Below are 26464 nucleotides of genomic sequence, written 5' to 3' on the forward strand. Positions count from 1 at the left end.
ATAAATAATTAAGAAAATTTTAATTATTTACAGGATCATTAAAAATCACTATAGTTAAAAGATTGTAAGCATTTAAAAATAAAACACTTAATCCACCATCGACAATTGGACTCTTTTTCGATCTAAATCTACAGAAAGCACCATAACTTCAACTTCCTGATTTAATTTTACTACTGAAGAAACATCACTTACATAAGAATTAGAAAGTTTAGAGATATGTACTAAACCACTTTCTTTTATCCCTATATCTACAAAACAGCCAAAATTGGTAATATTATTAACTAATCCCGGTAAACGCATTCCGGGTTTTAAATCGGTTATCGTAGTAATGTTTTCATCAAAAGAGAACATACTAATTTTCTCTCGCGGGTCGAGTCCTGGCTTTTCTAATTCAGAAATTATATCTTTTAAGGTAGGTATTCCGGTTTTTTCTGTAACGTAGTTTTCTAAAGGTATGGCTTGCAGTTTTTTTGTATTGCCTATTAATTCGGAAATTTCTACCGAAAGATCTCTTGCCATAGCTTTTACTATCGAGTAACTTTCTGGATGCACTGCTGAATTATCTAATGGATTTTTAGCATTTTTAATACGAAGGAATCCGGCTGCTTGTTCAAATGCTTTAGCGCCTAAACGAGGAACTGACATTAAATCTCTTCGAGAGCTAAAAGCACCATTTTTAGTTCTGGTTTTTAATATATTTTCGGCTAAAGAAGGGCCTAAACCACTTACATAAGCTAACAATTCTTTACTTGCTGTATTTAGATTAATACCAATTTTATTTACAGTATTCATCACTGTAGTATCTAAACGTTGCTTGAGTAAATTCTGATCAACTTCGTGTTGATACTGCCCTACTCCGATAGACTTTGGATCTATTTTCACCAATTCGGCTAAGGGATCGGCTAATCTTCTACCTATTGAAACTGCTCCACGAACGGTAATATCATAATTCGGAAATTCTTCACGTGCTACTTTAGATGCGGAATATACCGATGCTCCAGCTTCGTTTACTACATAAACCTCTACATTACGATCAAACGAAATCGATTTTACAAACTGTTCGGTTTCACGACTCGCAGTACCATTCCCTATAGAAATTGCTTCAATTTTATACGAATTTACTAGTGATTTTATTTTGCTAGCGGAAATACTATACTCATTTTGTGGCGGATGCGGATAAATATTTTCATTATGTTCCAGTTTACCATTTTCACCTAAACAAACCACTTTACAACCCGATTTAAAACCTGGATCTATAGCTAAAATCCGTTTTTCACCTAGCGGTGCTGCCATTAAAAGCTGTTCTAAATTCAACGAAAAAATTGTTATTGCTTCTCCATCCGCTTTTAATTTGGTTTCATTTAAAAATTCAGTAAAAAAAGAAGGTTTTAATAAACGTGAAAACGCATCGGTTGCAGCTTCTTCAATTAAGATTGCCGATTCTGAATTTGTTTTTTTTATTATCGATGCTGAAATTAATGCTAAGGCATCTTGTTTAGGAATTTCTATTTTCAATTTTAAAAACCCTTCTTTATCGCCCCGATAAATCGCTAAAAATCGATGTGATGGAATTTTCTTTAGAGGTTCTTCCCATTCAAAATATTGCTGAAACTTTTGGGCTTCTACTTCGGTAGCTTTTGTTTTTACTACTTTTGAAGAAATAACTGCTTTTCTAGAATACAACTGACGTATCCTTTTCCGAACAAATTGATTTTCGTTAATCCATTCTGCAATAATATGTTTGGCACCCTCTAAAGCTTCTGTTTTAGATTTGATCTTATTTTTAACGAATTTTGATGCTGCTGAAGTAATATTTGGCGAATTTTGCGCCATAATCATTTTTGCCAACGGTTCTAATCCATTTTCTCTAGCAGTATCGGCTTTTGTTTTTCGTTTCTTTTTAAAAGGAAGGTATAAATCTTCCAAAACAGTTAAATTATCAGCATTTTCGATTTTTGATTGTAACAAATCGGTTAATGCATTTTGACTTTCAATAGTTTCTAAAATTGATTGCTTTCGTTTTTCTAATTGCTGAAAATATTGAATTTGTTCCTGAATTTGCTGAATTTGGATTTCATCTAGATTGCCGGTTTGTTCTTTTCGATATCTAGCCAAAAAAGGAACAGTAGCATCTTCTTGAAGTAATTGTACGGTATTGTGAACAGATTTAGCGGGTAAACCTAGTTTTTGAGTAATAAATTGATCTAAATTCAGCATAACAAATTTTTAGCGGATTGCGAAGATAAGATTCCGCTATAAAAACTGGAATTGAAATTGGGCATTTTCGATTTAAATTATTCCAACTTTTTTAGAATGCGAAATAGCTTCTTGACTTCCTTTAAAATAACAAGTTGCTACACCTAAAGATTCAATATTCTTTAAAACCTTAATTACTTTTTTATTTTTAGATTTTGAGGTCTGCCGTATATAAATCGACTTAATATTGACCGGATAGGTTTTACAAATACGTTCGTAAATAAATACATCTTGTTGAGAATCGTCTCCCAACAATACATATTTTAAAGTCGGGTAAAATGAAATAATGTCTTTTACTTTCTGAAATTTATGATCGTGATTACCTCTTCCCGATTTTATAAAATCTGAAAATCCAGTTTTAATTTTTTTAAGTTTAATAACTGCTTTGGGTAGCTCGTGCATATCGGCAAATTCAGTAATAAAATCGTATAAATTCCATTCGCTGCTAGATACATAAAAAAAAGAATTAGAAGCTTCTTCTAGGTCTTGTCCTGCTTTGCTTAACGCACTGTAATGATCTACCACATCGTCAAAAATCTTTCTTTTATTTACATTTTTAGATAACATCACATAAAGCTTTTTAAAAAAACTATTGCTGTGCGAGATTAAAAACGTATCGTCAATATCAGTTATAACACCCAATTCACTATCGTAAGGTTTTAATAATTCACCACATTCTACAATACCAAATTTTTGCACTTTTGCGGTAACTTCGTAAGTATGCCAACCACTTTTTAAGGGTTTTTCATACGGAACGGTGAACCTAAAATACCCATCGTCCATGGTTTTTGTACGCCATTTTTCATCTTTAAAATGCAGTACAATTTCGTAATTTTCTAAAGGTTTTATTCTGAATTTATGCAAAATGGCATACGCATGTTTTATTCCCTTTCGGTCAATACGATATTTATCGGGAGCCCAACTCTCAAACAAATGACCAAAAACTACTAATTCATTTTCATTTGCATAACCACGGTAAAGTTTTAAGTCAAGTTTCAAGGTTTTTAATTTTTTATAAAGGAATTGGTAACCCCAAATTAGTTAATTTTACCCGCAACCAAAGATGATATGAAAGAATTTAGGAATATTTTAATGATTGTAAATCCTATTTCCGGCGGAAGGGATAAAGATCAAATGGTAAATCTTATTAAAAATAAAGCAAAAGAAACCAACAAAAAATTATCGATTTTTAAAACTACCGGAAACAACGACCTTTCTAAAATTAAAAAAGAACTACAAAAAGTTAATCCAGATCGACTATTTGTTATAGGCGGAGATGGAACTATTAAAATAGTAGCTGAAGCTATACATGATTACGAAATTCCTCTTGCTATTTTTCCAGAAGGATCGGCCAATGGGTTGTCGCTTAATTTAAAAATTCCAGAAAATAAAAAAGAACAATTAAATATCGCTTTTGGCGATAATACAACCAACTTGGATGTTCTCCATTTAAATAACGAAGTTTGCTTACATTTAAGCGATATTGGCCTAAATGCAGAATTGATTGAACATTACGAATCTTCTTCAGTACGTGGTAAATTTGGGTATTTAATGCAATCTATTCCCACACTTATAAAAAGTAAATATCCTTATGAGTTTACAATTGAAGCTAACGGAGAAACCCATACCAGTAAAGGTATTATGCTTGCCATTGCAAATTGCCGAAAATATGGTACCGGTGCAGTTATAAACCCAGAAGGAAATTATAATGATGGTATTTTTGAAATTATAACATTCAAGAACTTAGACATTCCTAAAATACTAGGAATGTTGAGAGACAATGTTCAACTAGATCCTCAATTTGCTAAAGTGCTGCAAACAAACCAAGCTACTATTTCTTGCCCTACTCCTTTAGCATTCCAAATAGATGGAGAATTTATTGGTAAATCAGAAAAAATAAAAGCTGAAATAAGTAAAAAAAACTTACAAATCTTAGTTAATAATACTCAATAAAAGGATGAAGCGTATTAGTCTCACTCTTATATTTCTTGCCTGCATTTTTGCAAGTAGTTGTAAAAATAAAAGCAACAAGAGTGAAAATTTAAAAGAAGAAAAAACTAAAACTGTAACTGTAAATTTGGAACCAAAAAACGATAGTAATTTATCGGGAACGGTTGTTTTTTCTCAAAAAAACGGAAAGGTAACCATGCATGCTACCGTTAAGGGAATTCCTGATGGTAAACATGCTATACATATTCATCAAAAAGCAGATTGCTCTTCTGCCGATGGTAAATCGGCCGGTGGACATTGGAATCCTACCAATCAGCCACATGGTAAGTGGGGTTCTAAAAGTGGATATCATAAAGGTGATATTGGAAACTTCGAAGTTGATTCAAACGGAAATGGTAGCATTACACTAACTACCGATGAGTGGTGTATTGGTTGTAAAGATACTACTAAAGATATTTTGGGAAAAGCAATAATTATAGACGATGGTGTAGATGATTTTACAAATCAACCTTCTGGTGCTGCTGGCATTAGAATAGGGTGCGGTGTAATCAAAATGTAGTCGTATTTCTTATTCAATTAGAAAATTTAAAAATAAAAAGTGGCTATTTTCACCGCTTTTTTTATGTATATTCAGCATACGATAATGAAAAACTTATGCAGCAAGACGACTTGATTCGTAAACTTCAAAATAAAGATAAAAAAGCTTTTGAAGCTATTTACCAATTATATTCAGAAAATATATTCGGAATTATTTATACCATTATTCAAGATAAAAATACATCTGAAGAAGTATTACAAGATGTGTTTATGAAAGTCTGGAATAATGCAAATCGATACGATTTTAATAAAGGCCGATTTTTTACTTGGCTACTTAATATTGCCAGAAATGCCTCAATAGATAAATTACGTTCTAAAAACTTTAAGAATAAAAAGAAAAACGTAGATGCCAAAAATTTCGTAGATATACTAGAAAGTAAAGCTAACTTTATGAGCTCTGTTGATGCGATTGGTTTAAAAAAATATATTGGTGTTTTAAAACCGATTTGCAAAAAACTTATACAGTTGTTGTTTTTTGAAGGGTATACGCAAAAAGAAACTGCTGAAGAACTAGAAATGCCGTTAGGAACGGTAAAAACAAAAAACCGCGCATGTATATCTAAATTGCGTGAAATTGTAACTACGTAAATGGCAACACAAGACAATTATTTAACATCGGGGATTTTAGAACTTTATGTTTATGGTGCTCTTTCTGAAAAAGAAAATATCGAAATTACGGCAATGCTTAAAAAGCATCCCGAAATACAAAAAGAGGTAAGCCAGATTGAAGATGCTTTACAGCAACTAGCTTCAGGTGTAGCACCTAACAATCCGGAGCATTTATTAAATACACTAAAACAAAAATTAAATTTAGAAGATTCTGAACCATCTAATACTGCTACTAGAAATTTACCACGCCAAGAGGCTGTCAAATGGTCTACCTATTTAGGTTGGGCTGCTAGTTTTGTCTTCTTAATAGGTTTGTTTTTCTTATTTAGACAGAATCATAACCTCAGACAAGAGCTAGTACAATCTAAACTTAAAAATAGCCAGATTGAACAGCAATTAGTAGACTTAAGAGAGCAAACTAATAAAAATGAACAAGTTTTAGCAGCAATTCGAGATCGTAATATTTCTAGAATTCCATTGGAAGGTCAAAAAGCAGCACCCAATTCGTATGCTGTAATTTATTGGAATACTGAAGAAAATACTACCTATATAGATGCAAAAGGTTTACCAGAGCCTCCACCGGGAAAAATTTATCAGGTTTGGTCTTTAAAGATGCAACCGCTTACGCCAACAAGTTTAGGTTTGTTAGCCGACTTCCAAAATAATGATAATAAGATTTTTTATTTACAAAATACAAATGCTTCCGAAGGATTTGGGATAACTTTAGAGCCTGAAGGAGGTAGTAAAACACCTACGATGGATCAATTATACGTTTTAGGAACTACCTAAACCCACCTCCGGTAATTAATGAAAAATAAAAGGCTTGCATTTAAATGCAAGCCTTTTTTCTAACCAACCAACCAAAAAACCAGCTATAGCATTTAATATATTTTATTAAAGCGGCTATGCTCTCTTTACTATATATACGATAGAAAAAAGAAGTTGGTTTTATAGTGTATCAATTTTTTTTATTTTATGAAATCCAACTCTTAAAATCCTTTACGCGCTCTCTACTAACTATAACTTGAAAAGCAGTAAAACCAAGTAATTTCAATTCTAATCGAGAATTTGTAAAGGCTACAATATCTTCAATAGCTTTTATATGAATTATCGATTTTCTATTAATTCTGAAAAATAAATCCGGATTTAACAGCTTTTCTAATTCTTCTAAAGAATAATCCACCAAATAATTTCTTCCACTATTGGTATAAATATAGGTAGCTTTATTTTCTGAATAGAAACAAATGATATTAGAACTATCTATAATTTTTAAATGCTGCCCAACTTGTATTGAAAAACGAGATTTATACGTTTTAGGTGCCGACATATTAAATAAGGAGCGAATATCTTCTACTTTCATTTTAACCGACGATGATTGATGATTTTCTTTAAACTTCGCTAAAGCTTCATCTAGCTCATCTTCATCTATTGGCTTTAATAGATAATCTACACTATTTAGCTTAAAAGCTTTCAGTGCATATTCATCGTAAGCAGTTGTAAATATAATGGCACTCTTTACATTTACTTTTTCAAATATTTCAAAAGAAAGTCCGTCGCTTAACTGAATATCTAAAAATATAAGGTCGGGATGTTCATTTTCAGTAAACCATTCTATGCCTTCTGCTACAGAATGCAAAATTTGTATTACTTCTACCTCTCTTTTGTTCAGTAATCGTTGCAAACGCCTCGCTGCCGGCTTTTCGTCTTCAATAATAATAGTTCTCATTTCTCTTTTAATTATTCCCAACGCTGCTGTGTTTGTTCTTCTTCTAAAATTTGTTCTATTTTTCGCTTTTCCCACTCTTTACTAAAACCGGGGTTTATTCTAAAAGCCCGGACAGCATTAAATAAAAGGCCTATTCCCCAGCTGGTTAAAGGCCAGAGCATCCAAGGGTAAGTATCAAAGCCATCTTTAAAATTTAAATACGCTAAAAAACCATTAATAATAACATATATAAAAAGATGAACGTAAAAATCTCTTAGATCTTTTACTCGTTTTTTAGCTTCAAAATACCGATTTTCTTTATCAATAATTTCCATAGTAAATCGTTTTTATTTCTCCATTAGTAATTGTCTTTATCCATAAACTCTTTAATCTTTCTTTCTTCCCAATCTTTAGAAAAGAACGGATTTTTATCAAAAGCTTCCATGTACTGGAATACTAAACCTATCCCCCATCCTGCTGCGGCAAATAAAAACCAAGGAAAGCCAAAACCTGTTGTAAACCAATTGATAAAGGCTAAAAAAGGAATTACAATCATATAAGAAGTTAAACTTGCATAAAACTCTTTTTGCTTCTTTACTATTGCTCGGGCTCTATCTAATTTATTATAATCTCTCATTTTTTCTTGGGTTTGTGGTAGTTCTCTAATAACATGTAATTGCTTTGTTAGTATAGGCAGTTTAACTTGAAATGAAGTTTTATCTTTCTGAATCAAAACTTTTCTAGAAGTTAGTAAATTATAGCGCTGTTGAATGTTCGATAAGCCATATCCAGAACTTTTGCCAATTACATTTTTAGCTTGTAAGTTGTTTTTTACTACTAAAAAGCCATCTACCTCTAAAATTGAAATATGTAAAGGATTTTCTTCTGAAACTTTATTGTGTTTTACTGCATTCTCTAGTAATAATTGTAAAGACAATGGAATAATTTTGCCTTCAAGATTCGCTATTTCTTGAGGAATAGTATAAATAACACTATTTTCAAACCTCATCTTTAATAAATCTATATATCGCTTGGCAAAACTTAATTCATCTTCAATATTTACCAATTCTTTATTCTTTTGTTCTAAAACATAACGATAAACTTTAGACAAAGAAGTTGTAAATTTTTGTGCTTGATCTGGGTTTTCTTCAATTAAAGAAGTTAGTACATTTAAACTATTGAATAAGAAATGTGGATCTAACTGGTTTTTTAAAGCATCGAAACGTGCTGTTGCAGAACCTGCTATAATTTTCTGTTCTTTTACCTTTTTTTCTTGAGTTGCTTTAAAAAAATAAAGCAAGTGTAAAAAAAGAGAAATAGTAGTACTAAACAATAGCGGAAATATATAATTTCCCAAACGTTCTTTTTCTAAAAAAACAGCTACGCTATACTCATTTTCGATATATGTGAGATGTATTAATCTGCAAAAAAAATAGGTCCCCAAAGTTATAATTACCGTACCTGCGGTAGAAGCAAGTAATTTTCTGATACCCGCATTCTTCCAGCCTACAAATTTTTCAAATAGAATAGAAAAAATAATATTTACTATTGTTATCGAGAAACTATAAAAAAAATATAAGCCCCAAACTTTCAGATTTTTTATACGATCAATCTCAAAATTATTGAAAATAGAATCTAAGAAAAAAACAAGCACTGTGGCTATTATTCCTATTTTAAATATTCTAAATGCTGTTTTCATACTAGTTTACTACTTAGCGCTTTATTCTTGTCTAAAATACTGTAATTTATAATTATTTGTTAAAATTATTCTGAATCGCATTGTTTTGCTAATATTTCGGCCTGTTTTTTACCCCAATTTGGATAAAAAGGCTCATCATTTTTAAAATTTTCAAATAAAGAAATTGATGCTTTTATTTCATCACACATTGGCTGGATATCATTTCCAAAAAATTTAGCGCTTCCCATTTCAAATTGTGCTTTTTGAAATTTTACACGTGGATTTTCAGGATCTAAAACTTCTGCCTTTGCATATAATTGATTCACTTTCGGCATATATTTTTGTCCATTTTGCATTGGATTTTGCGAAATTTTAGCCGTGTACCACAAAGCTTGTAAAACCAATAACTCGGCATTTTCATCTGTTTTTATAAATGCATTTTGAATTGCTTTTTCAGCACTTTTCAGTTTTTCGTTTGCTATTTTTTCATCCTCCGTTTTAAAAGCTTGTAATGTATATAATAAGCCTACATAATAATCGGGGAGCCATTGTTGAGGTTCAGCAATTGCTATACGCTCAAAAAGAGCAATTGCCTTGTCAGAATTCCCTGTTTGCCAAAAGTTTAATCCTTCTTGCATAGCCGAATTATAATCTTGGGCGATAAGAGCTTGGGAAATACAAAGTGCGAAATAAAAAATAAAAATTTTCATAAATAGTTATTATTAATAGTTTATAAATGTAAAACTGGATAAATTAAAAGCCTTTTAAAATTTTAGCTTACCGAACTGTCAAATTTTACTGTTGAGTTGTTTATAGTTGGTCTAATTGATTTCGGTTTTTATTGTTACTTAGCGTCCAGAAAAAGCCTACAAAGAAAAATCGATTGGCACTTGGCCTTACGGCTACAGCATTATAAGATCCATTATTAGAACGTGTATTGGAATAGTCGTAACCATAAATATTATCCGTATTTAGAACGTTAGATACCGAGAAATATAAAATTTGTTGTTTACTGAGTAAATAGGCCAAATTAAAATTTAGAGTATGATATTTTTTGGTTTTAGCCGCCATAAATTGAGTTGAATTTGGATTATTGTATGGCCTACCAGAATTAAAATTATAGGTAAAACCAATCTGGCTACGGATAGCTTCTATCCAATACTTGGTAACTAATGAAGCGTTATGCTTAGCTACAAAATTAGGAGTTACTTTTTGCGGATAATTTCTGAATTTTCGTTGCGTATCAATATATGAATAGGAAACCCAATATTCTAAATTTTTAAAATGCTCATCTCGCCAAAAAAGATCGAGTCCTTTTGCATAGCCCGAACCAGAGTTTGTAAAAGCTGACGTATACTCAAGCTCATCCCCGCTAAATGTCAGTAAATCTTTATATTTTTTATAATATCCCTCTAGCCGTAATACTTGTTGTTTATTAGCATATTGATAATTAAGAATGTAGTGTGTAGCTTTTTGTTGAAATAAATTCTTATCAAATTTTAGATATTCTTGGTTCGGCTGTTGTTTAATATCTCCAAAAGCAACTGATAATTGCTGATTATCAGTTAATTTATAGGCTGAAGAAATTCGAGGGCTTACAAAAGAATTATTTAATAATTTATCATGAGTAGCCCGTACTCCAATTTTAGTAGCAAATCGAGGACTGAAATAGATATCAATTTCTGAGAAAGCAGAAAATAATTGCGATTGATACTTAGGTGTAAAATTATCCGTCAAATTTGTATAATCTTCCTGAAAATCGGTCAGAAAATATTCCACTCCCGTATTCAATTTTATAAAATCGGTAAACCGTTTACTGATTTTCGATTTTAGGTGTATACTATTTTCATTATCATTAACCGATTCTGTGGCTAAATCAATATCATTACGGCTAGTTCCTAAGCTTACCCCTGAAAATAGATGCCATTTATTACCTAAAGAGCCCTGATAAGAAGCATTCAGGTAAAAGTTACTATTAGTTAAACCTACTGTACGAAGCGAATCTGGTGTAGGTTGCGTAACGGTAACCTTAGCATGATCGTAAGCGGTATATAATTTAAAAAGCCCATTTTGAAACTGGTTTTTATAAACTGCTTCACCTGCTAAAGATTGGTAAGGTTTTTCATAGTTTATATTTTGATTTACAATAGATTGGTAAGGCTCCAAATTTGTATAATTTGCATTAACCTGCAACGAGCTTTTTTCCCAATTTTTAGTTTTTCCTAATCCCAAGCCTACCGTCATTACACTAATTTCGGTATTGTCTTCTTCAGCATCATTTTTAGTATTCATCAATAAAACACTTGAAAGTGCATTTCCGTATTCTGCGCTATACCCACCTGTAGAAAAAGACATTCCTTTAAATAAATATGGCGAAAATCGACCTCTAGATGGCAAATTCTGAACCGAAGCACTATAGGGTTGTGCTACTCGTAATCCGTCTACATAGGTTTGAGTCTCTGAAGCCTCCCCACCTCGAACAAATAAACGGCCACTTTCGCCTACATTTTGCGTTCCTGGTAATGTTTCTAAAGCAGTAATTATATTGCCAACACTACCTGCAGTAGTTAAAATATCTAAAGGTTTAAGTACTGATACTTTACTGGTTGTTCCGGCTTCAAAATTTCCAGCATTTAGCACTACGGCATCTAAAGCATCAAATTTTTCTGAAAGTATAATTTCTAATTTCTGAAAATCAGTAATTGGTGCTGTAATTTCTTTTGTTTCAAAAGAAAGGAAAGAAATTACTAAGGTTTGTGTTCCGGTTTTTAAGGTGTTAAAACTAAAATTACCTTGGGAATCTGAAATTTCACCATCGTAGCTACCTTTTATATATACATTAGCGCCTGAGATTGGCTTTTTGTTTTTATCTAAAATACTTCCCGAAACGTTTTGTTGAGCCTGTACTAATGAACATAGCATTATAAATACTCCCAATGAAAATCTACGAAAATTAGCCGCAAAAGAATTTCTTATGGAAATAATTCTTGATTTCGATCCAGGATTTGAAAGATATAGACCTTGATTATCGATTAAATAGGTAAAGCTGAATTTCATTTTTTATACTGATTTAGAATTCAAAAATGCTTCAGCAATAGCTTATTTTCTAAAAAAGACTACCGAACTGTAAAATAATATCGCTCAATTGAAAAAAGCCCTGAATTTCAATGAAAATTCAGGGCTTTTTTAGCTTACTTTTAAAGTATAGCTAACTATATTTTACTATAAATAGCTAATTTCTATTTAAAAATCTTTTATAGCATCACTTAAATCAAAAACCTCAACTTTATCCAATAGTTTTGCTATAATACTGCTACCTGCAGCAGAACGATATCCACCAGCACAGTGAACCACGATTGATTTATCAGTTGGAATCTCTGTTACACGATCTCTTAGTTCATTTAAAGGAATAGCAATTGCATGCTCAAAAAATTTACCCTCAGCTACCTCAGATGCATTTCGAATATCTACAATCGTAAAATCTGAAGTATTTTTTTTGAAAGCAGTTACATCTAAAAACGGCATATTTCCCTCTAAATTTTCAGCAACTGTAATAATTGATTTTAGCTGTTTTTCATAACCAATTTTAGCAACACGTTCCAAAAGTGGATCGATATCTTCTACAGAAGAGACAACTAAATAATAAGGTTCTTCCGGCTTAATAATTGCTCCTAACCAAGTTTCAAACTTCTGTTTTGGCGAAGTCGCCATAATATTGATACTTCCCACTAAATGAGATTTCTTAAAATCATCACCGCTTCGTGTATCAACAATACTTATAGATTCTTCAATCTCATCAACATTTAAAAATACAGGTACTTCATATTTTGCTTTTTGAATATGTAGCGCACCATCTTTATTTATATCAACATCAAACCCAAAATAAGAAGGAATAAAAGGCTGATCTTTTAAAATTTCTTCTACAAATTCTTCTTCGGTTTGTTCTTTAAACGCCCAATTGCTCATTCGTTCATTACCTAATGTGCTTGAAGAATCCGTACTCATATTCTTACCGCATAGCGAACCTGCACCATGTGCCGGATACACTAAAGTATTGTCTGGCAAATCTGTAAATTTAGTTTTCATGGTTGCATACATATCTTTAGCTAGTTCTAGCCTTTTAGCACGCATATTTCCTGCATTTTCTCTAAGATCAGGTCGACCAACATTTCCTATAAATAAAGTATCTCCTGTAAAAAGCGCTGTTTTATCGCCCTCTTTTGCTACAATTGTTATACTATCTGGGCTATGTCCAGGTGTATTCAAAGATGTAAAAGTAACTGTACCAACCTGAAGACTTACGCCTTCATCAAAACCTTGGTGCTCATATTCAGCTCCTACCATTTTACTTACATAAATGGTTGCAGCAGTCTCTTCATGAATTTGTAAATGACTACTTACAAAATCAGCATGTGGATGCGTTTCGAATACAGCTACAATTTTTGCATTATGCTTCTCTGCTAATTTATAATATTGGATAGGATTTCGTGACGGATCGACCAATGCCATTTCTCCTTCACTAATTATCGCATACGAGTAATGCGCTAAAGCCTCATCATTAAACTGTTCTATGATCATTTTTAATTCTTTTATTTTTTAATTCTTTATGTTGATTTTTAAACGGAAAAACCATCTGATCCTTAAATTTTCGAGGAAAAATTTCATCCCCTTCAAAACCTAATTCTATATTTTTTCCGCTTTTTGGTATATATGCTGTTTTAAATAAATAATCCCAAATACTTAAACTTAAACCGAAATTCATTCCGTAAGGAAATGCATCGGGCAACTTTTTAGAATGGTGCCAAATATGCATTTTAGGATTATTGAAAATATAGCCTAAAACTCCATAATTCCATCCTACATTCGCATGGTTTAAATGACCAACTAATACACTAAACATATGGACTATAAAAAATTCTTTAATTCCAAATCCTATCATTGCTAATGGAATATATTGAGCCGACTTATAAATAATAGTTTCCATAAAATGAAACCTAAATTGTGCAGCAAACCCCATTTCTTTAACACTATGGTGCACTTTATGAAATTCCCAAAGCCACGACTTTTTATGCAATTGTCGATGAACATTCCACTGAATAAAATCTGCAATAATAAACATTATTAGCAATTGTGTCCAAATAGGCAAATCTTGAATATTAATTGCTACTATATTTTTAATTCCAAAAAGTCCTAGAAAATCATTAAAAAGCGCTACTCCAATATTTGATATTGCATTATATCCAACTAATGAAAATAAAAAAAAATTAAAGAGAATATAGAAGCTATCCAGCCAAAACCCTTTTCTAAAAATAGCCTGATTTTTACGCCAGGGTACTACAATTTCTAAAATCCATACAAATAACGAAATGGCAATAAGCCAGTAAAAATAATTAGTCCAGGATGGATTGGTAATCTCCTGTACCAGATAATTAAAATATCCGGTAAATGAATCCTGAATTATTTTTAGGTATTTATCCATTTTTAATTTATTCCAATACAAAAGTAATTAAAAGTTAAAGCAAGACCAGTAACTTTTGTTACAGTCAACTTCTTTAAAACTTTCAAATATCCTAAATATGCATTAACAATCGCAAACCTTTAAGTTGAAATCTAAATGTTATAAGGAGTTAAACTCTAAAAGAAGGAGCAAATAGTTTCTTATTTTCACATTAAAATTCAGAAAAAGAAAAAGATGAATACTAAGAAAAATTTAAAACTAGAGAAAATCGCTTTTGGCGGTGTAGCTATAGGTACCGGTTTCGAAAAAGTAAACGATCAGGAAGCTCATGAAACTTTAGAAGCAGCATGGAAAGCAGGCACCAGACAATACGATACTTCTCCCTGGTATGGTTTGGGATTAAGTGAACGCCGAATGGGTCATTTTTTAAAGAATAAAAAACGAGAAGATTACATCTTATCAACCAAAGTAGGCCGCCTTTTTACACCAACCAACAATATTCCCGAAACACAATGGGTAGATCCTTCTCCGTTCGATTATCGTTATGATTATACAGCAGAAGGTGTTAGACGATCTATAGAAGATAGTTTGCAACGCCTTGGGGTAGAAAGTATCGATTATGCTTTTATACACGATCTTTCGCCAGATAACAATGCCGATCTTGGTAACTGGGAAGAACATTTTGAAATTGCCAAAAAAGGAGCGATGCCAGAGCTTACCAAAATGCGCGAAGAAGGCCTTATTAAAGGTTGGGGACTTGGTGTGAATACCGTAGAACCTATTATAAGAACGATTGATTATGCCGATCCAGATTTATTTGTTTCTGCTATACAATATTCGATGATTGATCATAAAGATTCTCTAGATCGCTTATTTCCAAAAGTTGAAGAAAGCGATGTTGGATTAATCGTTGCTGCTCCTTTTAATGCCGGTTTATTAAGCGGCCAAGAGCGTTACAACTATGCAGGAGAAATGCCTGAAGATGTAGATTCACGTTATAAAAAAATAATAAAAGTAGCCGAAAAATATGATGTAGATCTTGCCAAAGCTGCTATACAATTTTCTTATGCACCAAAAGTTGTAGATACTGTTTTAGTGGGTGCAAGTAAACCTTATCAGCCAATAGAGAATGAGAAATCTTTTGATGTAAATATCCCTAGCGAATTTTGGGTTGAGCTTAAAAATGAAGGATTAATTGACGAGCGTTGCGAAACTCCAAACTTCTAATCTTTTAAGTTTTATGCTGAAAAAGTCGCTTTTTTTAACGGAAGCGACTTTTTTTATTTTCTAGCTGAATTGAAAGCCTTAATTTTAGCTTTCTAAAATCGATAGTATGAAACGTAACTTTTCTCTTTTCTGTTTACTGAATTTTCTTGCTCCTGCCTTATTATTGGCGCAAAACCCAAAAGTAGATATTCTGGAGTATGAATTTCATCTTAAACTAAATGATAAAAACGATGTGATTAAAGGAAATGCAATTATCGATTTTCAATACAATGAAGATGCAGATGTTTTAGAACTTGATTTTGCTGCTGAAGAAAACGGCAAAGGAATGGTTATCGATAGTATTCTTCAAGATGGAAAACAATTAAAGTTTCAGCATTCGCAGGAAAAATTAAATATCAACACCTCTTCCGAAGATGAAATTTCTATTTTTTATCATGGAATTCCTGAAGATGGACTCATCATTAGTGAAAATAAATACGGAGATCGTACTTTTTTTGGTGATAACTGGCCTAATCGTGCGCACCTTTGGCTCCCTCTAATCGATCATCCTTCAGATAAAGCGAAAGTGTCTTTTTACGTTACCGCTCCGTCGAAGTATCAGGTAGTGGCTACAGGAACACTTCAGGAAATTACCAATATCGATGATGAAAATTCTCTTTATGTTTATGCATCTCCGCTAGAATTACCTACTAAAGTGATGGTGATTGGTGTGGCTGAATTTGCCGTTCAACATTTAGTCGAGATTGCTGAAATTCCGCTGTCTTCATGGGTATATCCTGAAAATAAAGAAGCTGGTTTTTACGATTATGCACAGGCTGAAGATATTTTGCAGTTTTTTACTGAGAAAATAGCACCTTTCCCTTTTACAAAATTAGCCAACGTACAATCCACAACACGTTATGGCGGAATGGAAAATGCTGGAAATATCTTTTATTTTGAAAATTCAGTTGATGGTAAACGCTCTTCTGAGTTTTTACTGGCACATGAGATCGCACACCAGTGGTTTGGAGATTCGGCTTCAGAAGATGACTGGTCTCATCTTTGGTTAAGTGAAGGCTTTGCTACCTATTTTACCGATTTATATGCCGAGCATCAATATGGAAAATCAAAACTAGACGAAAAATTACAACAAGAGCGTCGCCAGGTAATTGGGTTTAGTCAGAGTACTAAAACTGCAGTAATCGATAGTTCTCGTACTAATTTAATGGAATTGCTTAATCCTAATTCCTATCAAAAGGGAGCCTGGATTTTACACATGTTACGCAGAAAAGTAGGTGATGAAAATTTCTGGAAGGCTATACAGCAATACTATCAAAAATATAAATTCAGTAATGCAACTTCAGAAGATTTAAAAATTGAATTCGAAGCAGTTTCAGGCATGAATTTAGACCCGTTTTTCAAACAATGGTTAACACAATATGGGCAGCCAAAGATAAAACTGGACTATTCCTATAAAAACGGAAAATTAAAAATCACCGTTCAACAACTTCAAAAAAATGATTTCGAATTTCCATTAGAACTTCAGCTAAATTATGCAACAAAAGATGCTCAAATTATCGATTTTGAAATTATAAAAAAGAAAGAAACTTTTGAGATTGAAACTTCAGAAAAACCGGTTTCGATAGACTTAGATCCAAATACAAATCTATTATTTGAAGAAGCTTTATAACATATTATTTTACCACAATAAACATTGAAGGAAAGCGGGTAGAATATCGAATTTTAAATTGTAGACCATCGAGTCTTACAATCATTCTTCTTCCATTATAATTAATCGATTTTCTCAATAATTTTTCGCGAAAATAAGGATCAATCTTTTTCCCTTGTTCTTCGTAAGTTCCGTAATTATTTTGGTAATTAAAAATTGCAAAATCTTCGTAGCCATTAGTATTAAAAACCTCGGTTATCAGTCGTTCTTCACTAACTACTGCGATTGTTTCCTTATGTGAATTTTGAATAAGAATTTTAGCTAATTGATGATTTGCGCCTTCACCAAAATGCTCTAAAACAATGGCAAAACCGGTAATCCCGACCACTAGAATAAGCTGCATTATACTCACTAAAATATAAGTAATTGGATCTTTTTTAAAAGAGCTTTTATCTACTTCTTCAGATCTAACGATGATTCCCAAAAGCAAACTTATTCCTTTTACAAAAGCATAGTAATCTATCAAATGGGTGAATAACATCTTGATTAAAAAACCAACAAACAGAAGTAATAACCCAATAAAATGTCTTGTTTTTAGCAAATCTTAAAAGTTTATCTCTCCAACTTTTAGCTCGTCGTCACTATTTTCTAATCTATAAACTTTTAATATTTTTTGCTGTTCTTTAGTTCCGTAATTTCTAAAAACTGTGACTTTTAAAAATGTTGGTCCAGATATTTTCTGAACATTATCGCTATAATAATCAATAAATATCTCGTATTTCCCGGCTATAGCTTCTTTCAATTTATAAGATTCAGGGCCAAAACCTTCGGTCATATCATCAGAAAGTATTCCGCCTATTTCTGTTTTTTTATTTTTGTACCAGCATTTTTCATTTTTAGGATCGATTACCCAAAGATCAATATCGGTATCATTATGATTCCAATCGACTACTACCCGAAGATCCATTTTCATTGGGCTTATGAATCTTTTATCAATATTCGATAAATCAAGTTCGTTTCTATGCAATGTGATCAAATTATTCATTTCTACAAAAGAAATATCCTCGACTCCCGAAAATCGTCGATTTTCATCTTTTTCTACTAAATCTCCGCTTACAATTTTGTACAGCAATTCTAAAGCTTCCTGAAAATGCCCATTTTCAATTTTAATTAATGCCAGATCACGATAAGATTGGATATCTTCAGGGCGTAATTCTAAAACTTTTGCATAAATATACTCCGCCATTTCAGTTTTTCCTTCAGCTTCCAGTTTATAAGCTAAGGCACGGCTTAACTCGTAATTATCCAATTCGATTTCAGCAATATTAGAAATAATTCTGAAAGCTTTTTCAGCTTCATTTTGTTTCAGAAAGTAATCGGTTACATCCATATAGAAAGACGGCATATTATTATATTCCTCTCTTAATTCGAGATACAATTGATAAGCCTCTTCCGCAGAATCTGTTCTTTTAAGCTGGCGTATATATTTTGAATTCGGATTCCAGCTTTTTAATTCCAGTTCATTTTCAATTTTCAATTCTAATTCAGCTATCCTCTCGCTTTCTTTTTCTGAAAGATCTTTGGTTTTAATCACTATCACACCACCCACAGCTCGCGAACCATAAAGTTTTGTAGCATCATCTGAATCTATGTTATATAATTCATCAATATTCTCAGAATCCAAATTGGGCATTTCGCTAACCAATTTACCATTTACGATGTAGATTGGGTTTCTACCAGATAAACTACTGCTACCTCTTACATTACTAGCATTTTCATCATCCTCACTAACTTGTATTCCAGCAGTTCTACCCTGCAAAGTAGTATACGCACTTGCATCTATATCGTTCACAACAACTTCATCATTCAAAGTTACCACAACTTCTTCTAAAGCTGAAGAATCTTCTTCTAATACTACATCAATTACATCGCCTGTAACAACTACTTCCTGAGTCTTAAAACCAATATAATTAAAGATCAATTTTTTGCTATCGTCTACATAAATCTGATAATTTCCATCAAAATCGGTTTGAGCACCAATTGAACTACCTTTAATTATAACATTTACGCCCGGTAAAGCAAGATCGTCTCCTGCCGCCTTTACATTTCCTTTTACCAAATGACTTGAATTTTCATCGCCGGGAATATCTTCTCCTGAATTTGTATTGGATGTTGAATTTGAATTCGGTTCATCCTCTGAAGTTTCCTCACCAGAATCTACTACGCTGGTCACATGATCGTTGGTTCTTTGAGAAATAGTATCTTTCGAAATATCAATTTTGGGTGTTTTCCCGTACCATTTTTGAATATCATTATATCCATCTATGATCAATAAACGTTTTGCTTCCAGTCTATTTTGGTGATTTTCTAAACTTGATTTCTTTCGTCGCATTGCATCCTGATACTCCTCTAACATCTCGTCTGGTGGTGTGATCTCGTATTCAATATAATCTGAAAGACGATCTAAAACCAGTAAAGATGTATAATCTGAAAGTACCTGATAATCTTCACTTACTTCGATAATTTCTTCTCTTAACTCCTTATTTTGGCTATTTAGGAATTCAATTTTTTGGTTTGCCCATTTTTTATCGATTCCCCAATCTTTAACATCTATCGCATTTACAGGATTAATCTCAATTTTGTTCACCACTTCATTACCAAACCCAAATTTTAAAGTAATCTTAGTATTTTCAAAACCTTTGCCTGTTAGCGTAAAATCATTATTGAGTATTTTTTTCTCTTTTGGATAAATTTCAAGTGAATTATCTTCTGAAGTTGCTCCTAAAAATAATAGTGGCTGATTTTTTAATTTTGAAATCGCTTCTTCCAGTCCTAAATTTTTAAGATTGATATAATTTCCACCCGATTGTAATGAAACCTTCTGAAGATCCTGATGATCTGCTGAAGTTTTGCTGTTTATAGCGAAGATCGGAATATTAAATTCCTGCTTAAAACCTCCAAAATTGTCTAATCCATCACTAAATAATAAAATGGCGTCACTATCTTCAGTATTAAAATTTAACTGACTATAAGCTGTACCACCATCATATGCCTGTGTTTTTAAAAATTCAAAAAATGACTTAGATTCACCATTTTCGACATTAAAAGATTTTACACCGCGTACTTTAAAATCGAACGTTACCAATTGGACTTCGACATCTTTTAAATACTCAAAATATTGTTTTAGAAGATCAGTTTCTTTTTGGAATTGCCGATCTTTTTCTGAATAGGAAATATCCCAAAAGATCCTGATTTTTGAAGGTTTTTGGCGAATGCGCTCTTTAGCCTCTATCGAACTATACCAGTAAAAAAAATCATCCTGAGCTACAAAAGTGGGGTTGGCATCTTTTTTAGCTATTCTGAAAATAAAATCCTGATCTAACCTAAAGCTTTCTTTATTGATTTCTGAAACTAAATTCTTTCCTAATTTCTCGAATTTCAGATTAGTTTTTACATCTGAAACATCCTCTACATCAGCAATACTAATTTTTAAATTGAATTCTTTAAGCTTTACATCATATTCTAACGGTAATTGATAAAATAATTCGTCTTTATTTAGAATTAATTCTTCATCATAAGCCAAAATCACGCGTTTATATGATTTCGGTTCAATTGGGAAAATTCGTGCCTTATAATTATTCCCCTGAGTTTTTTCCAGCAATGCAGGATCAATACGTCTTCTTACCGTACTTTCAAAAGCCACACGAGCTTTTTCCTTTTCTACAATTACGGCCTCTCTAAGCTTTCCGTTAATATCCAACGCAAAACGACTTACCTCTCTTCCTTCACCTAAAGGAAAACTCAATTCGCCTTCCAGTTGTTCATCATTAGGATTATAAAAAAATAATTCGAATGTTGTGGTGACCAGGTTTCCGGCAATTTTCACATCTACGTTTAACTTTGCAAGATCCAGTTTTTTATTGCCCACTTTAATTTCCGGTGAGTTTTGAGAAAACAACACCATGCTTGCCTGATACATCAGGAAACAAAATACTATAAATTTTTTCATAGGTAAGAAGTATGAAATACCTTATGAATTTAAAGGAATTTATTCAAAATCCCACCAAACTTCCTGCTTAAATTCCTGATTGAGTTGATATAACTCACCAATCTTCGGACTCACATAAGAAAGTCCTTCTTCATCAGCAGCTTTAGTAAAACGTTTTATAGGTTCGTTCCAGGGATGCATCGCTAATGTAAATTTTGCCCAGTGAACCGGAATTACTTTTTTGGCTTTTAGATCATTGGCTGCAATAACTACCTGTTCTGGAAATTTATGAATCTGTGGCCAGTCTTCCCCGTATTGTCCACATTCTAAAATTGCCAGATCAAATGGTCCAAATGTATCACCGATCTCCTTAAATTGAGGACTATAACCAGAGTCGCCACCCAAGTATAATTTGTAATCAAAAACTTCCAAAACAAAAGAGGACCAAAGCGTGTTTCCTCGTTTAAACAAACGTCCCGAAAAATGTCTTGATGGTGTTGCGGTAATTTTAAAATCATTCATAATTTCTACAGATTCCCACCAGTTTAATTCGGTTAACATTTTCGTGGAATATCCCCAATATTCTAAATGGGCGCCAACACCTAATGAACAAACCACACTTTTTACTTTAGTTTTTAATTTGGAAATAGTTGGGTAATCTAAATGATCGTAATGATCATGCGTAAGAAGCAAAACATCAACTTCAGGCATATCGTCTACACCATATTCATTAGCGCCATCGTAAGCTTTTCCGAAAAAAGAAACCGGCGAAGCATTTCCGCTGAACACAGGATCTACCAATATTGTATACTCATTTATTTTTAGCAAATAAGAAGAATGTCCAAACCAAACAAAAGCAGGTTCTTCAGCTTCTATAGTATTAAGATTGGTTTTTACAGAAGGAACTTTTTTTGAAGGATTTACAGATTTTGGCCGATTACGCATATCTTTCATCATCTTAAACATCGATACATTATTGGGATTAACCGAGGTTTCTTCTATGTTCTGAAAGCTATCGTTTCTATAGTTATCAGCCTGCTTAATTCTTTCTAATCGCTTTCCAGATGGTGCTTTTCCAAATTGTTTAATCATAATTGTTGAATATAACAACACTTTTGAATGTTGACCTATAAAGGTATCTATTAACGATCAATTGGCTTATTAATTATTTATGAAAAATAAAAATGTAAACAAAACTTGACATTTTATAAAACCACCCTATATTTATAAAATAAACTTTACTTTTAGTTAAATACATTTTACTTATGGATGCAAAACAAAATAACTGGCAGGGCGAACTAAAAAAGAACACTAAAGATTTGGCAATATGGACGTTTTTATGGGTTTTTACCTTAGCATTTGTTGCCTTTGGCCCAAAATTTATCTGGAATGAGAATAAAACCATCACAATAGTGATGATCATTGTGAACACATTTGTAGGGGTAGGCATGATTTTGATTAATCGTAAACAATTAATTAGCCAGGATCCTTTACAACGTAAAATAACTATGGATGCTATGGCTATAACTTTGGGTATTACGTTAGTTTTAGGAATTAGTTATTCTATGTTGGATATAACTAATCTAATTACTTTTAATGCAGAAATTTCACATTTGGTTCTCATTATGGGAATCACCTATTTAATTGCAATGCTAATAGGAAATGCTCGTTACAAATGAAAAATAGGATTAAAGTATTACGAGCTGAAAAAAACATCACTCAGGCAGAATTGGCCAATCGTGTTGAAGTTTCAAGACAAACGATAAACGCTATCGAAAAAGGCAAATTTGATCCCAGTTTACCGCTGGCATTTAAGATCGCCAGATTATTTAATTTGAAAATTGAAGACATTTTTTACGATGAAGAGTAATAACAAAAAAAGCGCCAGTCGGCGCTTTTTTATTGATAAGATATTGCTACAGGTTAATCGGCAATGTCCTGACCAAAATCTGGAAAACCTTTATCATCCCAGGTAAATGTTCTTGCTCTTGTATGACGGTTAAAATCGTAAAGAGAATTACCACGTATTTTTTCGTAAACACGAGCATGATAAATTAAAACATCGGTTTTGCCATCCTCGGCCACTGTAAAAGAACTATGGCCAGGGCCAAATCTTCTTAGTTCAGCACTTGTAGCAAAAACCGGTTTTTCAGATTTATGCCAAGATTCCGGATTCATAAGATCGGCATCCTCATCTGCCCATAATAATCCCATTGCATAATTAGCATCTGTAGCACTAGCTGAATAGGTCATAAAAATTTTACCATTTCTTTTAATCACTGCCGGGCCTTCATTTACAAAATAGCCAATGCGTTCCCAGTCATATTCTGGATTGGTAATTTCAATTTCTTCTCCTTTAAGCTTAGTGGGAGATTCCATTTTAGAAAGTAAAATTGAAGTTCCCCCCTCCTCTCTAACCGATTGCGCCCATGCATAATAGTGTTCGCCATTATGTTCAAAAGTTGTAGCATCTAAAGAAAAAGAATCTCTACTGGTTTCCATTTGTCCTTCTTCTTTCCATTCGCCCGTCATTGGATCTTCAGCATCATTAGACAGTACGAACATTCTAATTTTCCAAACATCTTCTACTTCTCCTGCCGCAAAATAGATATACCATTTTCCATCGATTTTATGTAGCTCAGGGGCCCAAATATGAGCTCCCATTTTTCCGGATTCATGCTTCTTCCAGATCACTTTAGGTTCTGCTGTTCCAAGACCATTTATTGTTTTCGACTGGCGCATTTCTATGCGATCGTATTCCGGAGCTGTAGCAATAAAATAATAGGTTCCATCTTCATCTTTAAAAACCCAGGGATCGGCACGCTGAGCTACGATGGGATTATGATAAGTGATTTCTTTAGATGGCTCTTCAGCATTAGCTTTTTCTCGATCGTTACTTTCAGCTGTATTGCAACTGAAAATTACGATCGACATTACATAAAATAAAATGTGTTTTAAGCGATAGAATTTTGTCGTCATTTGAAATGATTATAAATTTGATGTCTAATATCTAACATATTAACAAAAATAAAATATAAGTGCGAATTTTAAACTTAAAGTTATTTAGAAAATAAGATAAAAAAAGGAGCATTTAAAATGCTCCTTTTTGTTTTATAAAATTAGAAAATATTTTATTGCCCGTAAGTTCCTATTGAAATATTTTCGTTGGAACGACTGTTGAGGAAATAAATAGGATTACCTTCATATAAATTCCCTGTTATATCTACCTGAAGACCTTGTTCATCGAATAATATATCATCTATCGGTTTTAGTATTTCTCCTAATAAAGGTTCGTAGGCAGGATTAGACCAACCACCATCACCTATAATAAAGTAAGATTCTTCATTATTATAATAAGTTCCACTTATTAACCTATCCACATATGTAGCATCTTCGTTTGAATCTGATAAAACATATTCAACGAAGCCATATTTCGGTGCAACAAAAAATCCATATAAAGAAAGTCCGTAATTATCCATCAATAAACTATTTACTTCATTATAAATTTGTATAAATTCATTTGAAGATTGAGTTAGAGGCGATCCAGAAACGGCTAAACTAGTAAAATAATAATTGCTTAATACATCTATTACTTGAATAGGATCTCCGACAATAATTCTTACTGTTCCTGCATTTGTGCTTGCTGTATATTGATTATTAACTTCGTCATAAGTAAAATCAGTTATCTCCTCATCACCAATCATAATTGGTTTTTTTACAATTAATCCATCAGAATTAAAGGCTACTCCAAAAGAGACATCACTATCATCTAGATTAGTAAGGAATCGAGTGGATGCATTATAAACCAAATTATAGGTCACTTTCCCTTCTTTACCAGGAACCTCTAGTTGAAAACTTTTTGCTAATTGAAATTCTTTAGCTTTATCTAATGCAGCTGATAGATTGTCCCAATCTTCGGAAGAAGCTCTTTCAAAACGAAGCTTGATTTGATCTCTATTTGATCTAAAAATAAGATCTTCCCCTTCTTTTCCGTAATACAAGAATTCAAAATCACCCTTGTACCCTTTACCTGATAAGTTATTTGTAGGAGAATTATAACCATCTGATAATAAGTGAATATAATTCTTTGTAACAAAAGATAGCTTTACAGTAGAACCTAATTTCAATTCGAATTCGCTAACTTTTGGTACTATTGTTTCTGAAGAAAAATCGGAAGCCATAGTTACATTTTGATCATCGGTGAAATCGAAAATAAAGGTATATCCTCCAATTTGTTGCGACACATTGGTGTATTCAGGATCATCAGTAAAATAAGTTACTTTCCACCCATTTTCTGCACTTTGCAAAAGCTGATTTAGTTCTATTTTTTGAGCTTCTACACGCTCTGTCGCTGAAGCTTCAAATAAATCTTCCGGGTCATTATCATCACTACAAGAAAATACACTAGATATTAGTAATACTAATATTGCGAACTTATAGTTTATGGTTTTTAATTTATTTATAGTATTCATAAGTTTCGCTTTTATTGGTTAACAATTTCCTCTGTATTCCTTGCCACTACTTTCTGTAATTCATAAACATCAATATCAAAGGATTGATCAAAATAATCAGCCATAATCGTTTCTTTAGCTCGAATTGCTGATCGAGCTTGCGCGTTAGAGATACTATCTATAAAGTTATTCCAGCCATCATTATCGTAATTCAAGAAAAAATGAACCATTTCTGCAAAATCTTCAGTTACCTGAGACCGGGCATATGCAGATACAAAACCTAATTCATTAGCTTCTGCATCGGTTCCTTCGGACCAGTTTGCTGTATAGCTTGTTGGTGTTATATTTCCGAATGATTGTTCATCGAAAGGTTTAGTCTGATTTAAGATATGGGTATACTCATGCTGAATTGTTCCTAAAAACTGTTGCACGTTAGCTTTATTAGAAGAATCTAAAAAATCAACATTAAAAAACACAATTTTTTTACCTCCTTCTGCAAGACCTAAAGTTATAGTTCCTTCCGGATTAATATTGAAGCCTCCAGATAAAGCTAATTGACGAGGTGCAATATTTTTAATAAAATTCTCACCTCCTACTTCTGTATAACTATCTAACCATATTGATTTTATAATTTCTAAGGAAGGTCTTACTTTTTCTAATTCTGGTGGGTATAAATAACGATCTAAGTCGAATTCAGATTCTTCCCAACGGTAAACAACCTCTATATTGTAAGGATATACAAAATTATCTCGTATGTAATTATCTAGAGGTGTAAGCTCTGGAGTTTCGGTATCTAAAATACTATCTCCTTTAATTTCATCATCATCTGAACAAGAAATTATTCCGGTAACAAGAAATATAGCTGCTATTTTTAAAATATAATTTTTCATAATTTTT

The 26464-nt window shown here is 32.5% G+C and carries 23 protein-coding genes; 8 read left to right on the forward strand and 15 right to left on the reverse strand.

Annotated elements, in window-relative coordinates; translation table 11 throughout:
- Positions 1 to 87 precede the first annotated feature (87 nt).
- Positions 88 to 2214: a Tex family protein gene (locus ACN0WI_RS10865; protein ID WP_417886892.1), complete on the reverse strand. Its 2127-nt coding sequence runs from the start codon at positions 2212 to 2214 to the stop codon at positions 88 to 90.
- Between the two features lie 75 nt (positions 2215 to 2289).
- Positions 2290 to 3255: an App1 family protein gene (locus tag ACN0WI_RS10870; RefSeq protein ID WP_417886833.1), complete on the reverse strand. Its 966-nt coding sequence runs from the start codon at positions 3253 to 3255 to the stop codon at positions 2290 to 2292.
- Between the two features lie 69 nt (positions 3256 to 3324).
- On the opposite strand from ACN0WI_RS10870, the gene ACN0WI_RS10875 reads away from it, so the two are divergent.
- The 4 genes from ACN0WI_RS10875 (at position 3325) to ACN0WI_RS10890 (ending at position 6201) form a co-directional block, all read left to right on the forward strand.
- The gene (locus ACN0WI_RS10875; RefSeq protein WP_417886834.1) at positions 3325 to 4209 is read left to right on the forward strand and encodes a diacylglycerol/lipid kinase family protein; all 885 of its coding nucleotides are present in this window, start codon (positions 3325 to 3327) and stop codon (positions 4207 to 4209) included.
- 4 nt (positions 4210 to 4213) lie between these two features.
- Positions 4214 to 4765: a superoxide dismutase family protein gene (locus ACN0WI_RS10880; RefSeq protein WP_417886835.1), complete on the forward strand. Its 552-nt coding sequence runs from the start codon at positions 4214 to 4216 to the stop codon at positions 4763 to 4765.
- A 95-nt stretch (positions 4766 to 4860) separates the two neighbouring features.
- A complete protein-coding gene (locus tag ACN0WI_RS10885; RefSeq protein ID WP_417886836.1) occupies positions 4861 to 5391 on the forward strand; it encodes an RNA polymerase sigma factor in 531 nt (176 codons plus the stop codon).
- Positions 5392 to 6201, forward strand: a complete 810-nt coding sequence (locus ACN0WI_RS10890; RefSeq protein WP_417886837.1) for an anti-sigma factor domain-containing protein — start codon at positions 5392 to 5394, stop codon at positions 6199 to 6201.
- A gap of 184 nt (positions 6202 to 6385) precedes the next feature.
- Here ACN0WI_RS10890 and ACN0WI_RS10895 read toward each other — a convergent pair whose 3' ends face one another.
- The 7 genes from ACN0WI_RS10895 to ACN0WI_RS10925 form a co-directional block, all read right to left on the reverse strand.
- The gene (locus tag ACN0WI_RS10895; protein ID WP_417886838.1) at positions 6386 to 7138 is read right to left on the reverse strand and encodes a LytR/AlgR family response regulator transcription factor; all 753 of its coding nucleotides are present in this window, start codon (positions 7136 to 7138) and stop codon (positions 6386 to 6388) included.
- Positions 7139 to 7149: 11 nt separating this feature from the next.
- Positions 7150 to 7452: a 2TM domain-containing protein gene (locus ACN0WI_RS10900; protein WP_417886839.1), complete on the reverse strand. Its 303-nt coding sequence runs from the start codon at positions 7450 to 7452 to the stop codon at positions 7150 to 7152.
- A gap of 23 nt (positions 7453 to 7475) precedes the next feature.
- Positions 7476 to 8816, reverse strand: a complete 1341-nt coding sequence (locus ACN0WI_RS10905; protein ID WP_417886840.1) for a 2TM domain-containing protein — start codon at positions 8814 to 8816, stop codon at positions 7476 to 7478.
- Between the two features lie 65 nt (positions 8817 to 8881).
- Positions 8882 to 9505 carry a hypothetical protein gene (locus tag ACN0WI_RS10910; protein WP_417886841.1) on the reverse strand — a complete coding sequence of 208 codons (624 nt, stop codon included), beginning with the start codon at positions 9503 to 9505 and terminating at the stop codon, positions 8882 to 8884.
- Between the two features lie 100 nt (positions 9506 to 9605).
- On the reverse strand, positions 9606 to 11852 hold the full coding sequence (locus tag ACN0WI_RS10915; RefSeq protein ID WP_417886842.1) for a TonB-dependent receptor: 2247 nt from the start codon (positions 11850 to 11852) through the stop codon (positions 9606 to 9608).
- Between the two features lie 186 nt (positions 11853 to 12038).
- Positions 12039 to 13373, reverse strand: coding sequence for an MBL fold metallo-hydrolase (locus tag ACN0WI_RS10920; RefSeq protein ID WP_417886843.1), 1335 nt, complete (start codon positions 13371 to 13373; stop codon positions 12039 to 12041).
- On the reverse strand, positions 13354 to 14274 hold the full coding sequence (locus tag ACN0WI_RS10925; protein ID WP_417886845.1) for a sterol desaturase family protein: 921 nt from the start codon (positions 14272 to 14274) through the stop codon (positions 13354 to 13356). The genes ACN0WI_RS10920 and ACN0WI_RS10925 overlap by 20 nt, the downstream gene beginning before the upstream one ends.
- Before the next feature lie 213 nt (positions 14275 to 14487).
- Between ACN0WI_RS10925 and ACN0WI_RS10930 the strand changes: the two genes are divergently transcribed.
- A complete protein-coding gene (locus tag ACN0WI_RS10930; protein ID WP_417886846.1) occupies positions 14488 to 15480 on the forward strand; it encodes an aldo/keto reductase in 993 nt (330 codons plus the stop codon).
- A gap of 106 nt (positions 15481 to 15586) precedes the next feature.
- A complete protein-coding gene (locus tag ACN0WI_RS10935) occupies positions 15587 to 17149 on the forward strand; it encodes a M1 family metallopeptidase (protein ID WP_417886848.1) in 1563 nt (520 codons plus the stop codon).
- Positions 17150 to 17153: 4 nt separating this feature from the next.
- Here ACN0WI_RS10935 and ACN0WI_RS10940 read toward each other — a convergent pair whose 3' ends face one another.
- Genes ACN0WI_RS10940 through ACN0WI_RS10950 form a run of 3 tightly spaced genes read right to left on the reverse strand, consistent with a single transcriptional unit; the run spans position 17154 to position 22208 of the window.
- A complete protein-coding gene (locus ACN0WI_RS10940) occupies positions 17154 to 17729 on the reverse strand; it encodes a hypothetical protein (RefSeq protein WP_417886849.1) in 576 nt (191 codons plus the stop codon).
- A gap of 3 nt (positions 17730 to 17732) precedes the next feature.
- Positions 17733 to 21137, reverse strand: coding sequence for a VIT domain-containing protein (locus ACN0WI_RS10945; protein WP_417886850.1), 3405 nt, complete (start codon positions 21135 to 21137; stop codon positions 17733 to 17735).
- A 39-nt stretch (positions 21138 to 21176) separates the two neighbouring features.
- A complete protein-coding gene (locus tag ACN0WI_RS10950) occupies positions 21177 to 22208 on the reverse strand; it encodes an MBL fold metallo-hydrolase (protein ID WP_417886851.1) in 1032 nt (343 codons plus the stop codon).
- 173 nt (positions 22209 to 22381) lie between these two features.
- Between ACN0WI_RS10950 and ACN0WI_RS10955 the strand changes: the two genes are divergently transcribed.
- The gene (locus tag ACN0WI_RS10955) at positions 22382 to 22795 is read left to right on the forward strand and encodes a hypothetical protein (protein WP_417886853.1); all 414 of its coding nucleotides are present in this window, start codon (positions 22382 to 22384) and stop codon (positions 22793 to 22795) included.
- Complete coding sequence (locus tag ACN0WI_RS10960; protein WP_417886854.1) at positions 22792 to 22986, forward strand: helix-turn-helix transcriptional regulator; 195 nt, start codon at positions 22792 to 22794, stop codon at positions 22984 to 22986. The genes ACN0WI_RS10955 and ACN0WI_RS10960 overlap by 4 nt, the downstream gene beginning before the upstream one ends.
- A 53-nt stretch (positions 22987 to 23039) precedes the next feature.
- Here ACN0WI_RS10960 and ACN0WI_RS10965 read toward each other — a convergent pair whose 3' ends face one another.
- From ACN0WI_RS10965 to ACN0WI_RS10975, 3 genes are all read right to left on the reverse strand, one after another.
- The gene (locus ACN0WI_RS10965) at positions 23040 to 24095 is read right to left on the reverse strand and encodes a family 43 glycosylhydrolase (protein ID WP_417886856.1); all 1056 of its coding nucleotides are present in this window, start codon (positions 24093 to 24095) and stop codon (positions 23040 to 23042) included.
- A gap of 152 nt (positions 24096 to 24247) precedes the next feature.
- Positions 24248 to 25588 (reverse strand): DUF4302 domain-containing protein, encoded by a 1341-nt coding sequence (locus ACN0WI_RS10970; protein ID WP_417886858.1) that lies wholly within the window; start codon positions 25586 to 25588, stop codon positions 24248 to 24250.
- 11 nt (positions 25589 to 25599) lie between these two features.
- Complete coding sequence (locus ACN0WI_RS10975; protein WP_417886859.1) at positions 25600 to 26457, reverse strand: zinc-binding metallopeptidase; 858 nt, start codon at positions 26455 to 26457, stop codon at positions 25600 to 25602.
- Positions 26458 to 26464 lie beyond the last annotated feature (7 nt).

This window comes from Zunongwangia sp. (genome assembly GCF_048269745.1).
Classification (GTDB): domain Bacteria; phylum Bacteroidota; class Bacteroidia; order Flavobacteriales; family Flavobacteriaceae; genus Zunongwangia.